The following is a 14,829-nucleotide window of genomic DNA, read 5'->3' as shown; positions in this document are numbered from 1 at the left end:
GCCGGTGAGCCTCTCCACCGGATTCGCGCATCGGGAGCGGCGCGGGCGGCCGAGCGCCGCCGCGCGGGTCAGGAGCCCGGCCCGCCGCCGACGCCCGGTTCGGCGCTCGCCGTGTCCGATTCGGCGCCCGCCGGCTCCGGTGCGGGCGGCGCCGCCGGTGTCCGGCGCACACGGCTGCGCTGGGCCATGAGTACGGTCCCGCCGACCGCCAGGCCCACCGCCATCATGGTGACGTTCAGGTGCTCGCCCAGCAGGGCCGCGGCGAACAGCATGGTGAGGATCGGCTGGAGGAGCTGGATCTGGCCGATCTTCGCCACACCGCCCAGCGCCAGGCCCCGGTACCAGCAGAAGAAGGCCAGCAGGGAGCTGCCGACGGCCAGGTACAGGAACGCGCCCACCGTGTGCCAGGTCAGCTCGGCGTGCGCGGGCACGCCGGTGACCAGCACGATGACGAGGACCAGGGGGAAGGAGAGGATGACGGACCAGCAGGTGATGATCCATCCGGGGGTGTCCCGGGACAGCGTGCCGCCCTCCGCGTAGCCCAGCGCGCAGAGCAGGACGGCCGCGATCAGTTCCACGTCCCCCACGCCGAAGTCGGAGTCGGCGCCGAGAACCAGGTAGCCGGCGATGATCGCCGTCCCCAGCGAGCACCACGCCCAGAAGACGCCGGTCGGCCGTTCCCTGGCCCGCAGCACCGCCATCACCGCGGTCGCCGCCGGCAGGAAGGCGAGCGTCACCGCGGCGTGGCTGGCGGAGACCGACTTGAGGGCATGGGCGGTCAGCAACGGGAACCCCACCACGGAGCCCACGGCGACGACGCCGACGGAGACCGCCGACCGCGCCGGGGGCAGCAGCGGCCTGCGTAACACCAGCAGCAGGATCGCGGCGATGACCGCGGCCAGCAGGGAGCGGCCCGGCCCCACAAGTTCGGGGCCGAAGGCGGGGACGGCGTACCGGGTGACGGGAAGGGTCAGGCTGAAGCCGAGGATGCCCGCCGCACCCAGCCCCAGCGCGGTCAGCGTGGTCCCGGTCCCCGGGCCGCCGTCACTCATGGCTGCTCCTCTCCCGGCGGGGCGTCCGCCGCGTCGCCTCACGTGAAGTGGGCACCGATCGTAGCGGCGAGATCACGGCCGTCCCAGGGGAAGCGCTGGTCGGCGCGGCCGAAGTGACCGTAAGTCGCCGTAGGCCGGTAGGCGGTGCTCCGCAGGCCCAGACGTTCGATGACGGCGTCGACCCGCAGGTCCAGGAGCTGCGGCAGCCCCTGGGCGAGGACGTGGGGGGCGACTGTGCCGGTGCCGAAGCAGTCGACGTCCACCCAGACCGGCAGGGGCTGGCCGATGGCGTAGGCCAGGCCGATCCGGCACCTGCGGGCCAGCCCGGCCGCGACGATGTTGACGGCGAGGTGGCGGGCCAGGTAGGCGCCGGACCGGTCGACCTTCGTGGCGTCCTTGCCCGAGCAGCATCCTCCGCCGTGCCGGACGAGGCCGCCGTACGAATCGACCATCAGCTTGCGGCCCGTGAGTCCCGCGTCGGCCGAGGGCCCGCCGACGACGAAGGTGCCCGCCGGGTTGACGGTCACCCGTGACGCCTCGACGTCCCGTGCGCGCAGGGCCGGGACGACCAGTTCCTCGGTGACCGTCTTGGTCAGTTCGGTCAGCGGCAGGTCGGCCGGATGCTGAGCCGACACCACCACCGACGCCGTGGTGCGTTCGCCGTCCGTGGCCAGTTCCACCTGGACCTTGCCGTCCGGCCCCAGCCGTGCCGAGCCGCCGTCGCCCGCGGTGCTCACCCGGCGGGCGATGTCGTGCGCGAGCACGCAGCTCAGCGGCATGTACTCGGGGGTCTCGTCGGTGGCGTAGCCGTAGACGATGCCCGAGTCGCCGGCCCCTCCGCGATCGACCCCGTCCGCGATCTCCCGGGACTGGCGGTCGACGAGGATGCGCACCTCACCGTCTGCGGCGGAGAAGCCGTGCCGTGCGGGGTCCTCGTAGCCCACGTCGCGCAGGACGCCGCGGACGGTGGCCTCGATGTCCACGTCCGCGTTCGCGGTGATCTGGCCGGTGGCCACCACCGTGTCGCGGGTCACGAGCACCTCACAGTTCACACGCGAGCGTGGGTCCTGGGTGAGGAAGGCGTCGAGCACGGCGTCGGATATCTGGTCCGCGACCTTGTCCGGGTGGCCAGGACACACGGACTCGGCGATCTGGGAGGACGGCGTGGCGGAGGCCGGAGGGTGCACGGTTGACTCCTTCAGTCACTTCTTCAGTCGGTGTGGGCGTGTTACGTCACTTCTTCAGCCCGCGGCTGAGCCGTTTCCTCAGCCCGCGGACGGCTGAGCCACTTCCCCAGCCCGCGGACGGCTGAGCCACTTCCCCAGCCCGCGGACGGCTGAGCCACTTCCCCAGCCCGCGGACGGCTGAGCCACTTCCCCAGCCGGCGAGCGGCTGAGCCACTTCGTCAGATGGCGGGCGGCTGAGCCACTTCCTCGGTCGGTGGCCGTGAACGGCTTCGGTTCGCTACACGAGTGCGGCCATGGCCGCGAGCACCGAGGCGCGTTGCGGGGCGGGGCCGATGGTCAGTCGCAGGCAGTCCGTCATGGTCGGGGCCGTGAGGTGCCGGACGGACACGCCCTGCGCCATCAGAGCGGCGGCGAGGCGTTCGGCGGCGGGTCCGTCGGGGCACCGCGCCGTCACGAAGTTGGTGGTACCGGGCAGCACCCGCAGGCCCAGGTCCTTCAGGGACCGTGTGTAGTGGGCACGGCCGGCGGCGGTGGCGCTGATCACTTCGGCGAGGTGCGACGGGCAGGCGAGGGAGGCGAGCGCGGCCGACTCGGCCACCCGGCCGACGACGTAGTGCTCGGCGCGGTCGGCCAGCGGGGCCAGCAGGTCCGGTGCGGCCACCACGTAACCGATCCGCAGCCCGGCCAGGGCATGGGCCTTGGAGAACGTGCGCAGCCACAGGACGCGCCGGTCGACGATGTCCTTGGCGGTCAGCCGGTCCAGTGGGTCCTGGTATTCGGTGTAGGCCCCGTCCACCACCAGGATGGTGTGCCGTGGCAGGGAGTCGGCGAGGTCGAGCAGGGCCTGTCTGCCCAGCGCCGTTCCGGTCGGGTTGTCGGGTTCCGCCACGTAGACGGCGCCGGCGCCGGTCTCGTCGGCGAGCCGGGCAAGCGCCGGCGCGTCGACGTGGTCGTCCCGGTAGTGGGCGAGCCGCAGCGTCGCCCCGCAGGCACGGGCGAAGTAGGCGAACGTGGGGTAGGTGGCGGCGCTGGTGACGGCGGTGCGGCCGGGACCGAGGAACGCCCGGCACACCTCGCCCAGCAGCCCGTCGATGCCGGAGCCGGTGCGGATCAGGTCGGGGGCGACCTGCAGTTCCGTGGCGAGCCGGTGGCGGAGCGCGAAGTGGTCGCAGTCCGGGTAGCGGTGTGCCTCCAGGGCTGCGTCCGCGATGGCGCGCACCACCTCGGCGGCGGGTCCGAACTCGTTCTCGTTGGTGCTCAGTCGCTCACGGACCCGCCGTCCGGTCGCCCTCTCGACCATCTCCATGGAGGGGAACGGGTTGGTCATGGTCGCCTAGGCGTCCTTCCCTGCGTCCCGTGCCGCGGCGATCTCCGCGGGGTCGGCCAGCCCCAGGCGTTCGGCCAGGTACTCGTTGTAGCGGCGCATCGCGAGCATGCGCAGCGCGCCTCCGGTGATCAGTTCCAGGCCGGCCTCGGGCTCGGCCTCGACCGCGCGCACGACGACCCCGTCGAGCCACTCGGGGCCGTGCTCGGCGTCCCCCTCCACGTGGTTGTGGAAGAACTCGAAGTCCTTCTCGGCGGTGAAGCCGACCCGTTCCAGGCCGCGGATGACCGCCGTGTCGCGGTCGACGTCGAACAGCTCCGGCATGGCGAGGCTGCCCAGGGCCTTGAAGTAGTGCTGCCGGTTGCAGCCGAGGAGGAAGTACAGGTTGTGCCCCGCGTACGGGCGCCAGTCCTCCCAGGGCGGCACGGTGGGCAGAGCGAGTCCGAGGCGTTCCAGGCTGCGGGTGAACTGCACGGTGTGCGCGAAACGCGCGTCGCCCTCGCCGGCCTCGTCCCACATGTGGGTGGAGATCTCGTGCTTGATGCTCTCCATGAAGTGCGGCTGGGCCAGCACCAGCGCGTCGTAGAAGCGGTAGTTGAGATAGCCGTCCGCCTGGATGAAGGCGGCGAGCTGCTCGACGGTGGCCCGGTGCTCCAGGTAGTGCTCCGTGGCGCGGTCCAGCGCGCTGCGCTGCTTGGCCTCGCTGAGGAACCAGTCGCGGACGAAGGCCGGGCGGACGGCGTCCGCGGGGTCGGGCAGACGGTCGGCGACCTCCCTGACGTCCGCTGCGAGCACCCGCTCCTCGTAGGTGGAGCGGAACGTGTTGAACCAGGTGCTCCGTTCGTGGCGTGCCCCGGGGCCGAGGGGGTGGCCCAGCAGCGTCTCATAGCAGGCGTAGGCGCTGCGGTGCACGTCGAGGAGGGCGTCGGTGTCCTGCTGTCCGAGCCCCTTGTCCAGTTGCCTGCCGAGGGCGTCGAGCAGCGCCGCATGGGCGTCGTCCGGCTGCGGGATGCCCGCGGGGCCGCGCAGGCAGGTGCCCAGCAGGCGTTCGACGGAGTCCGGTGCCGTCTCCTGATCGGGCCGCAGCGGAGGCTCACGGGGCGGGATGCGCTGGTTCAGCGGTGCGAGACTCATACGTGTGCTGCTCCTTCGTCGTTCGATGCCGTACGACTGTCGTTCGGTTCCGAGAGGCCGTCGTTCGATGCCGTACGGCTGTCGTTCGCTTCCGAGCGGCCGTCACGCGAGGCCGTACGGCTGTCGTTCGATCCCGAGCGGCCGTCACGCGAGCCCGTACGGCCGTCGCTCGATGCCGTGCCGTGCGCTGGGGCGGGCTGCCACGTGACGGGCATCCGCCAGGTGGCGAGTAGCTCGTAGGGCGTGCGTCCGAGTTCCGCGCACGTCTCGGCCGTGCTCTTCCGCCCGGCCCCGGGCCCGGCCTCGCCGAGGAGGGTCATCCAGTCACCCGGCCGCGCCTCGGGGACGTCCGTCACGTCGAACTGGGTGCAGTCCATTCCGGGACGTCCGACCATCGGGCAGCGCCGGCCCCGCACGATCCCGGTGAACCGGCCCTGGACCGCCACCAGCCCGCGGGAGAAGCCGATCGCGGCCGAGGCGACCCGTGTCCCCCGCGGCAGGACGGCCGACCGGTCGTAACCGAGCCCCTCGCTCCGGGTGACGTCCACGACCTGAAGGATCCGGGCGCGTACCGTGACCACGGGCCGCAGCCGGTCCAGTCCGGACGCCTGCCAGCCGGGCAACCGCCGGCTCTCCGGCTGGAGGATGCCGTAGAGGCCGATGCCGGGACGCACCCACGCCGTGTTGCGCAGGGCGTCCGGGTGCAGCAGACCGTGGGTCGCCGCCAGGCTGGCCTCGACCGACCGCCCGAGCACGGCGCGGGTGCGGGCGACGCGGGCGCGGAACTCCTGTGTCTGCTGCCCGGTCTCGGCGGTGTCGGCGGCGGAGCTGGACAGGTGGGCGAAGACCGCGGCCGTGCGCAGGTGCGGCGCCTGCTGCTCCAGGCAGTGCAGGACGGCATCGAACTCCGCGTCCTCGCGGGGGCCGAAGCGGTTGAAGCCGACGTTGGTGCGCAGCCATACGGTGAGGGGCGTGCCGCGTCGCCGGGCGACGGCGGCGTGCCTGAGGATCTGGGAGCGGTCGGCGACGGCGGGCGTCAGCCGGTGGTCGGCGCAGTGTTCCGCGTTCTCCGCGACGTCGACGTCCATGACGAGGATGGGCACGTCGACGCCGTGTTCCCTCAGGTCGACGCCTTCCGCCACGGTGTCCACGGCCAGTGCGTCGACTCCGGCGCCGAGCAGGACGTCACCGACGGCGCGGGCGCCGAGCCCGTAGGCGTCTCCCTTGACGACCGCCATGATGCGGCGGCCGCCCGCCGCCGCCCGCAGGACGGCGACGTTGTGCCGCAGGGCGTCGGTGTCCACGGTCTTCTGGAGCCGGGCCGCCGCGGCGGAGGCCGCCGGGGTGCGGGCGTCGTCACGTACGGGGGGCGCGACCGGGACGGGGGGCGCGACCGGGGCGGGGGGCGCGGCCCGCCCGGGGTCCGGACCCGTCCCGGGGCACGCGTCCAGGCGGCCGGTCACGGGGCGCGCGTCCGGGGCTGTCACGGGGCGCGCGTCCGGCGCTGTCACAGGGCGCGCGTCCGGCGCTGTCACGGGACGCGTGTCCGGGCCCGTCATGCGGCTTCCGGGTCCGGGTAGTGGGCCCGCTCGCCCAGCCAGTTCACGATCTCCAGGACCTGCACCCCGTCGTCGTCGAGGACGTGCCGCGGCTGCTCGTCGGGCGACAGCAGCAGGGGCACGGTGTACTTGCCGGATGCGTGCGGCAGCACGTACTCGGGGACGGCCGGGTTGGAGATGTGCCGTTTGAGGGCCCGCACGATCTCCACGCCGCGCCGCACCGGGACGCGGAAACCAGCGGCCTCCGGGCTGTGCGGCATGAAGTGGTAGAGGTACCCGGCGTGCACGCCGCGTCGGTACAGCTCCATGCACAGCTCGCGCATGGTGGCGGTGTCGTCGTTGACACCGCCGAGGAGCGGCACGTTGGCGAAGATGATCGGCACCGCCTTGTGCAGCAGGGCCAGCGCGGCGTCGAACTCCGGGCTGATCTCGCGTGGCGAGGTGATGTGCAGTCCGACGGCGGTCACCCGGTGGCGGGCGAGCACCTCCGCCAGTTCCTCGTCGACCCGGAAGGGGTTGAAGGTCAGCGCCCTGGTGTGCAGGCGCAGCACCAGGTCGGGTCGGACGTCACGGGCCTCGCCCAGCGCCTGGTCGATCTGGGCGTTGCTGTGCATGAGAGGTTCCCCGCCGCTGAGGATGACCTCCTCGACCTGCGGATGGGTACGGAGGTAGTCCAGGGTCTCCTTCCAGTGGTGCTGGTCGAAGGAGACCTTCTCCGAGTCCTTGGTGAGGGTGCGCAACGCCTCGTAACAGAACTGACAGTACGCATGACAGACGTTGGCGTAGCGGACGATTATTCGGTTGTCGTACTTCTTCTGGGCGATGGGCGTCACCATCTCGTGCGGTAATTCCCAGTTCTCGGTCTCACCGTCGAAGGAATAGGGGGTTTCGGCCGAGACCTCCCCCAGCGGCGCCACCTGCCTCCAGAGCGGATCGTCCTGTAACGGGTTACCGGTCTCCGGGTCCGTCCCCACCAGGGAAAGGTAATAGGGCGTCACCTGGAACCGCTTGGTTTGATTGTGCCGCTCGATACGGTCCAGCAGTTCCTGTTCGCATCGGGGGAATGCCGCCTTGAGCTGGCGGGCCGAGCGTATCGCGTTGCGCTGCTGCCATTTCCAGTCCGTCCAGTTCTTCTGGTCCGTCTGGTGCCGCCGGTCGGTCCGGGCGGCGTCACGTGCACTGTGCGTTGCGGTGGCCACGGTGCTCCTTGTACTCGAAGGATGGCGAAGGGCAGGACGACGGGCGGCGCCTCGGTGCGGGTCAGGCAACGGGGAACGCCGCGGAGACAGGAGCACCCTGGACGAGTTGCCGCACGGCCTCGGCGGCACGGGTACGCAGCTCGGCCAGCGACTCCACCGAGTAGAAGGCGGCGTGCGGGGTGACCAGCGCCTGCGGGTGCGAGGTGAGCCAGCCGGGGATGCCGGGCTCACCCTCGACGACGTCGAGGCCGACGTGGCCCGGGCGTCCGGAGCGCAGGGCGCCTTGCAGCGCCTCGACGTCGACCAGGGCGCCCCGAGCCGTGTTGACCAGGAGGGAGCCCTCCTTCATCAGGCCCATCTCCCGCTTGCCCAGCAGGTGGTGGGTGCCGGAGTCCAACGGCACGTGCAGCGTGACCACGTCGGACTGGCACAGCAGGTCATCCAGGTGCGCCATACGCTCGATACCGAGCGCCTTCTCGATGCCGGGGTGGTTGTACGGGTCGTGGAACACCACTCGCATCCCGAACGCCTGCGCGCGCCGCGCCACCGCCGTGCCGATACGGCCGAGGCCGATGACGCCGCAGGTGAGCCCGCGCAGCCGGCGCGGGTTGCCGATGGCCCGCCAGTCCCAGCCTCCGTCGCCGACGTGCCGCTGCAGGGCGGGCACCCTGCGGGCCAGGGACAGCATCAGCGCCATGGTGTGGTCGGCCACCTCTTCGGTGCCGTAGTGCGGGACGTGGTAGAGCGGCACGCCCGCGTTCCGTGCGGCTTCGACGGCGACGTGGTCGTAGCCGACGCTCGCGCACACGATGCCGCGGCATCCCCGTTCCGTCGTGGCATTCTCGGCGAAGAAATCCGGGCCGAGGGAGACGCGGTGCCAGAGAATCATGTAGTCGGCGTCGATATCCGCCTGCCGGACGGACTGCCCGTCCGGCACGATCACCAGGCGTACGTCCGCATGCGGAAGAAGAATTCCCTCTTCCATGTCCGGTGATTCGACATACCCGCCGCCGGGTGCGTCGACAATGGCGACCTTTGGTCTTTGAAGTGCTCGCACACTTCCCGTCTGCGCGCTGGTCACGGGCCGGGTCATATCCCTCCCTCAGCTATTGGTCAATCGGAATATTGCAGTTACCGCTGAAGGTGTACAGGGTCGATAACAGGCCACCCGTTCCGGTTTTCGCGCTCTTGATACGGGTACCGAATTCTGCTACTCCCCCGCCCTCCTTGTGACGGCGCCGGCCCCGTCCCGGCGGACGGAAGTCGGCGGGAAAGGCTGCTCCCCCTTTGTCCGTACGCTTCGGGGCTGTCCGCGGATGATCTCCGGCAATACCGGATGACCTGCTCGTTTCTCCCTCATCGGACCGGCGGGAGAGGGTGCGGGCGGGAGACGCCGAGCATGGCGTGGTGGACGCTGTCGCCGTCGGGGCGGCGGTTGCGGAGGATCTTCCGGTTCCTCGTCCGGGCGGAGCCGGCGGCCGTCTTCGACGCCCTGAACGGGCCCCCTGACCGAGCGTGGCCACCAGGGGCCATGGACGCCTCCGGCCAGCCCCGTGGCCCTGCCCCGAACCGGGTCGCCGTGTCGCCGTTCCGCTTCCTGACGGCCTCCTGCGCTGGCGGGCCCGGGGTCGTCCCCCTGCGACGGCAGGCCCGGGATCGTCCCCCTGCGACCGCGGGCCCGGGATCGTCCCCCTGCGACCGCGGGCCCGGGATCGTCCTCCTCTGACGGCCGGCCCGGGCGTCGTCTCGCACGGCGTGCCCGGTGCCGGGGCGGCCGGCGCCGGCTAGCCGGCGATGGCGAGGACGAGTGGGAGTACCCGGTCGACGCCGGTCTGCCGCAGGAGGCGTGCGCCCACGGCCAGGGTCCAGCCCGAGTCGGTGTAGTCGTCGACGAGCAGGACCGGGCCGGGAGTGCCGGCCAGGGTGGCGGCAAGTTCGCCGGGCACGGTGAACGAGGCGGCCAGGGCGCGCAGCCGCTGGGCGGAGTTGCTGCGGTTCGCCGCATGCTCGTCGGCCTGCGGGGTGTAGACCAGGCTGCCCAGCAGCGGGAGCCTGCCGACCCGGGCCAGTCCTTCGGCCAGGGAGGCGACCAGGTGTGGTCGGGTGCGGGAGGGCATGGTGACGATCCCCACCGGCCGCGCCACCGCGTCGGGGGCGCCTTGGGCCCAGCCGCCGGGCGAACGGGCCCAGTCGGCCACCACGGTCACGACGGCGGCCAGCACGTCGTCCGGCACCGGCCCGTCCGCGGCCTGTGCCGACAGCAGCGGACGCAGGCGGTTGCCCCAGCCGATGTCCGACAGCCTTCCCAGCGCGCGCCCGGTGGCCGCCTGCTGCCCCGCGGGGATACGGCCCTTGAGATCGACCCCGACCGCGGGCATGCCCGACGGCCACATGCGGCGCGGCTCGACCTCGACTCCGGGGCGGTCCAGCTCGCCGGTCGCCGCCGCGAGGGCCCCGGGCGAGACGGCGGGGTCGAACCAGGGGCCGGCGCAGGAGTCGCAGCGACCGCAGGGGACCGCCTTCTCGTCGTCGAGCTGCCGCTGCAGGAACTCCATCCGGCACCCCGTGGTCGCCACGTAGTCCCGCATGGCCTGCTGCTCCGCCTCCCGCTGCCGGGCCACCCACGCATACCGCTGCGCGTCGTAGACCCACGGCCGGCCCGTGGCGGTCCAGCCCCCCTTCACGCGCTCGACCGCCCCGTCCACGTCCAGGACCTTCAGCATCGTCTCCAGCCGCGAACGCCGAAGATCCACCAACGGCTCCAGCGCCGGCAGCGACAACGGACGCCCCGCCTGCTCCAGAACCGTCAGCGTGCGCCGCACCTGCTCCTCGGGCGGGAAGCCCACCGAAGCGAAGTAGGCCCAGATCGCCTCGTCCTCCCGCCCCGGCAGCAACAGGACATCCGCATGGTCCACGCCCCGCCCCGCACGCCCCACCTGCTGGTAATAGGCGATCGGGGACGACGGCGACCCCAGGTGCACCACGAAGCCCAGGTCCGGCTTGTCGAACCCCATCCCCAGCGCCGAGGTCGCCACGAGCGCCTTCACCCGGTTCGCCAGCAGGTCCTCCTCCGCCTGCAACCGGTCGGCGTTCTCCGTCTTCCCCGTGTAGGAGGCCACCGCATGCCCGCGCTGCCGCAGGAACGAAGCGACCTCCTCCGCCGCCGCCACCGTGAGCGTGTAGATGATCCCCGATCCCGGCAGATCACCCAGCCGCTCTCCCAGCCACGCAAGCCGGTGCGCCGCATCCGGCAACTCCAGCACGCCCAACCGCAGGCTCTCCCGGTCCAGGGGCCCCCGCAGGACGAGGGCGCCCCCGCTGCCCGTCCCCAACTGCTCGGCCACGTCCGCGGTGACCCGTGCGTTGGCGGTCGCCGTGGTGGCCAGTACCGGCACGCCGGGGGCGAGCTCGGCGAGCATCGACCGCAGTCGGCGGTAGTCCGGCCGGAAGTCATGGCCCCAGTCGGAGATGCAGTGCGCCTCGTCGACCACCAGCAGGCCGGTGGCCCCCGCCAGCTTGGGCAGCATCCGCTCGCGGAATTCCACGGAATTCAGACGTTCCGGGCTTACGAGGAGGACGTCCGTCTCGCCACGCTCGACCTCCTCGTAGATGGTGTCCCACTCCTCCGGATTGGCCGAGTTGATGGTGCGCGCCCGGATACCGGCCCGCGCAGCCGACTCGACCTGGTTCCGCATGAGCGCCAGCAGCGGAGAGACGATCACCGTGGGCCCGGAGCCACGTCGGCGCAGCAGAGCGGTGGCGACGAAGTACACCGCCGACTTGCCCCAGCCGGTGCGCTGCACCACCAGCGCACGCCGGCGCTCCTCCACCAGCGCGGCCACGGCCTGCCACTGGTCCTCCCGCAACCGCGCCGAGCCCCCCGGACCACCGACGAGCTCGGCAAGGACGGCGTCGGCTTCATCGCGGAGCTCCAGATTCTCCATGCCCCCATGCAACCCGATGGCAAGGACAATCGGCGAATTCACCCAGCGTGACGACGGGCTCGCCGATGGCTCATCCGCAGGCATGAGGACCCGGGCGTGCCGACCGGTGACCGGGGAGAGCCGCGGCTCCGTGGAGCCGGGCGTGCGGACCGGCCGGTGCAGGGAACGCCCTCTCGGCCGGCGCGGGGATTCCGGCTCGGCCGGCGACGGGTGCTCCGGACCGGTGGGCACCGAACAGGCGCAGCCCGGTGAGCGACCGATACGGTGGACGATATGTGTCCGGCCCGGTGCGCCCACGGGTACGGCCGGTGGCCGCCGATGAAGTGCGGTGAGAACGGCGCGTCGGCGTCGGGAGATTGGCGGCGCATCGCCAGATAACGGCTGCCAGTGGCGGATTGCTCGTTGCCGCAGGCCAGTACGGAGGGAAGAATTGACAGTGCTCCCCCATGGCCCGTCCGGGCGCCGGCAGGGCCGTGCTGTGGCGCGCTTCCAAGTCCCGCCCCGCACCGCCCTGTGCGCGTGGCCGAAGGGAGGACCGTGACCTTCGGATTCACTCCGTCCGCAGCGGCATCGGCGGCGACGTATGCCAAGGCCTCCGAATTGTCCGCCGATTCCGACCACCAGGTCTCCCGGCTGTTGGAACCGGCTGAGTGGGCTGCCGCCGGCATCCCCCTGTTGCGCAACCCCCGTGAGGTCGTGGTCGGCCTGCACTCCCGGCACCGGCCGACGCCCATGACGGCCGTGGTGGCCGTCCTCGATCCGGAGGAACGGCTCAGGGCCAGCGCTTCGTTCGCCCGGCGTCCGTCGCCCGCGGACGGCTGGATATTCCGCAACGCCCTTCTCTCGCAGCTCCGCCGGGTGATACCGCACGACCTGCGGCGCCGCACGCCGGTACGCACGGCGGTGCTGATGTACTGCCGGGAGGGCGACGGACGGTGGACGCAGGAGGACGGGGCGTGGATGTGGGGGCTGCGGGACGCCTGCACCCTGCACGGGCTGCGGTGCGGGGCCTACATCACACTGACGCAGGACGGCTGGCAGGTCCTGGGCGAGGGCCGCGCCGGCCGGCGGCCGAACGCCGCGTCCCCTCCCGAACCGCTGGGAAACCCGGGCACCGCCCAGCCGCGTACCGGCGGTGCGAATTCGAAGGTCATGCGCAACGCGGCGGCCCGCTGAGTCAGGCACCGGGCCGGGCGGCGGCCCCGCCGTGTCGGCGCGTCGCGGTTGACGAACCGCGGTTGACGAACCGCGGTTGACGTCGCCGCTCGCGTCGCGGCTTCCCCGGGGCGGCGAAGAGCCCCCTCGACTCGGCTTGCCGTGAACCGCGACCCGGATGGACGTGTCCGGAACCGCGGCGCCCGAGCCACACCTACCTCCGAGCGCTCCTGAGCGCACAGCCCCTGAAGCCGTGCGGCGGAGCCGGTCCCGCCGGCGCGCCGGCCCACGGGCCCGTCGACGGGCCACCCCCCGATGGTGGCCCGGCGGCCCGCGTCGCCGAGGCCCGCACCCGGGGACTCAGACCCCAGGCTCGGCCCTCGGTGCTCGGACCTTCAAGGCTCCGGACACCGGACTCGGACCCCGGACCCAGCCCCGAGGCCAGGCTCAGCCCCCAGGGTCGGCGCTCGCCCCGAGGCCCAGGACTCAGCCCGAGGAGCCCGGGACTCGCTCCGAGAAGCCCAGGACTCAGCCCCGGGACTCAGCCCCGGGACTCAGACCCCCACGCCCAGCACGGAGTTGATCCGCTGCGGGTCACCGCAGACGATCAGCAGCGCGCTCGCCCGACTCAGGGCCAGGGGCAGGGCGGTGGCGGCGGCCTCGTCGGGGCCGCCGTTCACGGCGACGACCACGACGGGACGGCCGGCGGCGCGGCCCGCGACGGCTGCGTCGGCGTAGAACACGTCGTCGCCCGCGTCGTGTTGGGCCCAGTAGGCGGCCTCGCCGAAGGAGAGCTCGTGGGTGGCCCACGGGTGGGGCTCGCCCGTGGTGATGACCAGGATGTCGCCGGGTGCGCGGCCGGCGTCCAGCAGGAGGTCGACGGCTTCCTCGGCCGCGTCCAGCGCGCCGCCGGGCGGTGCCGGGATCAGCTGGATCTGCGGCTTGGCGGCACCGGCGGCACCTGAGGCGGGCTTGGAAGACGCGGACTTCGCCGGGTCGGTCGACGACGCGGCCGGGGCGGCGGGCCCCGGTGTGGCGGCCGGAGCCTCGCGTGGCGTGCGCTGCGCGGGCGGCGCCGGCCGGACAGGTCCCGGACGGCCGGGACGCGACGGCGCCCCGGGACGCGGACCAGGTACGGGACGGGGGGTCGGCACGCTGCGGCCACCGGCCGGAGCGGTGCCTTGACCCTGGGCACTCTCGTGAATCTGAGGCTCCTCGGGAATGAGAGGCATGGGTTGATATCTATCAAACGCCGGTGCGGACCACCCCGGCGGGTGGCACATACGTGCGACCGGGAACTCAGAGGTCGAAGTCGAGTTGACCCTCGATCTCGGGAATGGCTCCGGTCGCCCAGGTACGGGCCTTCTTGAGGTGCCGCCACCGGGGCAGCGCATCAAGATACGCCCATGTGAGGCGGTGGTAGGGGGTGGGGCCCCATTCGTTCAGCGCGGCCTGGTGCACCGGGGACGGATACCCGGCATTGGCCGCAAAACCGAAGTGTGCATGGTCGGCGCCCAGTTCGGCCATCATTTTGTCGCGGTGCACCTTGGCGATCACCGAGGCGGCGGCGACGGCGACGCAGGAGCGGTCACCCTGGATCACCGTGCGGACGTGCCACGGGTCGCCGAGGTAGTCGTGCTTGCCGTCGAGGATCACCGCGTCGGGCTGGACCGGCAACTGCTCCAGGGCGCGCGAGGCCGCGAGCCGGAGGGCTGCCGTCATCCCCATGTCGTCGATCTCCTCCGGGGAGGCGTGGCCGAGGGCGTGCGCCGTCACCCAGCTCTGGAGCACCTGGGCCAGCGCCGTACGCCGCTTCGGTGTCAGGAGTTTGGAGTCGGTCAACCCCTCGGGCGGCCTGCGCAGGCCGGTGACCGCGGCGCACACGGTGACAGGACCCGCCCATGCGCCGCGACCCACCTCGTCGATACCTGCGACGATCTTCGCTCCCGTGGTGGCGCGGATGGAGCGCTCGACCGTGTGAGTAGGTGCTTCGTAGGGCATGGCGCAACTAGCGTACGCCGCCCGGCACCCACAGCGACACCCCCGTCTTCCGGACGCGGACCTGCCGGTTCCCCACCGGGCGGCACCGCGCCCCGAGCCGCATCGCATCCCCGCCGGCACCACCGCACCCCAGCTCGGCGAAGAGACGCCACACCGGCCCCCAGGAGCCGCACCGAACAGCACACCACCGAAACCGAAACGCACGGAACGCGGCCCCACCGCGCAAGGCACCCACAAGCACGCCGCCGCGCCGCACCGCCCCGGACCCGCCGAG

11 protein-coding genes are annotated in these 14,829 nt (G+C 72.4%); 1 reads left to right on the top strand and 10 read right to left on the bottom strand.

What is annotated here, in order from left to right:
• Positions 1–68: 68 nt before the first annotated feature.
• The 8 genes from ACSMXW_RS28285 to ACSMXW_RS28250 form a co-directional block, all read right to left on the bottom strand.
• On the bottom strand, positions 69–1,052 hold the full coding sequence (locus ACSMXW_RS28285; protein ID WP_485800389.1) for a DMT family transporter: 984 nt from the start codon (positions 1,050–1,052) through the stop codon (positions 69–71).
• Between the two features lie 38 nt (positions 1,053–1,090).
• Positions 1,091–2,239, bottom strand: coding sequence for a methionine adenosyltransferase (gene metK / locus ACSMXW_RS28280; RefSeq protein ID WP_485800387.1), 1,149 nt, complete (start codon positions 2,237–2,239; stop codon positions 1,091–1,093).
• 277 nt (positions 2,240–2,516) lie between these two features.
• On the bottom strand, positions 2,517–3,566 hold the full coding sequence (locus tag ACSMXW_RS28275) for an aminotransferase class I/II-fold pyridoxal phosphate-dependent enzyme (protein WP_485800386.1): 1,050 nt from the start codon (positions 3,564–3,566) through the stop codon (positions 2,517–2,519).
• A 6-nt stretch (positions 3,567–3,572) separates the two neighbouring features.
• Positions 3,573–4,697, bottom strand: a complete 1,125-nt coding sequence (locus tag ACSMXW_RS28270; protein ID WP_485800385.1) for an iron-containing redox enzyme family protein — start codon at positions 4,695–4,697, stop codon at positions 3,573–3,575.
• Complete coding sequence (alr, locus tag ACSMXW_RS28265; protein WP_485800384.1) at positions 4,694–6,184, bottom strand: alanine racemase; 1,491 nt, start codon at positions 6,182–6,184, stop codon at positions 4,694–4,696. Before alr ends, ACSMXW_RS28270 begins: the two co-directional genes overlap by 4 nt.
• A gap of 68 nt (positions 6,185–6,252) precedes the next feature.
• The gene (locus ACSMXW_RS28260) at positions 6,253–7,455 is read right to left on the bottom strand and encodes a KamA family radical SAM protein (protein WP_485800383.1); all 1,203 of its coding nucleotides are present in this window, start codon (positions 7,453–7,455) and stop codon (positions 6,253–6,255) included.
• A gap of 61 nt (positions 7,456–7,516) precedes the next feature.
• Positions 7,517–8,440: a C-terminal binding protein gene (locus ACSMXW_RS28255; RefSeq protein WP_485800382.1), complete on the bottom strand. Its 924-nt coding sequence runs from the start codon at positions 8,438–8,440 to the stop codon at positions 7,517–7,519.
• A 799-nt stretch (positions 8,441–9,239) separates the two neighbouring features.
• Positions 9,240–11,399, bottom strand: a complete 2,160-nt coding sequence (locus ACSMXW_RS28250) for a RecQ family ATP-dependent DNA helicase (RefSeq protein WP_485800381.1) — start codon at positions 11,397–11,399, stop codon at positions 9,240–9,242.
• A 537-nt stretch (positions 11,400–11,936) separates the two neighbouring features.
• Here ACSMXW_RS28250 and ACSMXW_RS28245 point away from each other — a divergent pair.
• Complete coding sequence (locus ACSMXW_RS28245; RefSeq protein WP_485800380.1) at positions 11,937–12,575, top strand: hypothetical protein; 639 nt, start codon at positions 11,937–11,939, stop codon at positions 12,573–12,575.
• Positions 12,576–13,108: 533 nt separating this feature from the next.
• Here the strand turns inward: ACSMXW_RS28245 and ACSMXW_RS28240 are convergent.
• Positions 13,109–13,786: a hypothetical protein gene (locus ACSMXW_RS28240; protein WP_485800379.1), complete on the bottom strand. Its 678-nt coding sequence runs from the start codon at positions 13,784–13,786 to the stop codon at positions 13,109–13,111.
• A gap of 67 nt (positions 13,787–13,853) precedes the next feature.
• Positions 13,854–14,555: a ribonuclease HII gene (locus ACSMXW_RS28235; protein ID WP_485800378.1), complete on the bottom strand. Its 702-nt coding sequence runs from the start codon at positions 14,553–14,555 to the stop codon at positions 13,854–13,856.
• Positions 14,556–14,829: the final 274 nt, after the last annotated feature.

The organism is Streptomyces sp. DSM 116793 (genome assembly GCF_057320905.1).
The sequence above is the reverse complement of the archived record's forward strand: the minus strand, read 5'-3'. Positions and strand labels throughout refer to the sequence as shown.

Coding starts and splice junctions, on each gene's coding strand:
- ACSMXW_RS28235 (WP_485800378.1), bottom strand. CDS start 14,555: ATGCCCTACGAAGCACCTACTCACACGGTCGAGCGCTCCATCCGCGCC.
- ACSMXW_RS28285 (WP_485800389.1), bottom strand. CDS start 1,052: ATGAGTGACGGCGGCCCGGGGACCGGGACCACGCTGACCGCGCTGGGG.
- ACSMXW_RS28255 (WP_485800382.1), bottom strand. CDS start 8,440: ATGGAAGAGGGAATTCTTCTTCCGCATGCGGACGTACGCCTGGTGATC.
- ACSMXW_RS28250 (WP_485800381.1), bottom strand. CDS start 11,399: ATGGAGAATCTGGAGCTCCGCGATGAAGCCGACGCCGTCCTTGCCGAG.
- ACSMXW_RS28275 (WP_485800386.1), bottom strand. CDS start 3,566: ATGACCAACCCGTTCCCCTCCATGGAGATGGTCGAGAGGGCGACCGGA.
- ACSMXW_RS28270 (WP_485800385.1), bottom strand. CDS start 4,697: ATGAGTCTCGCACCGCTGAACCAGCGCATCCCGCCCCGTGAGCCTCCG.
- ACSMXW_RS28240 (WP_485800379.1), bottom strand. CDS start 13,786: ATGCCTCTCATTCCCGAGGAGCCTCAGATTCACGAGAGTGCCCAGGGT.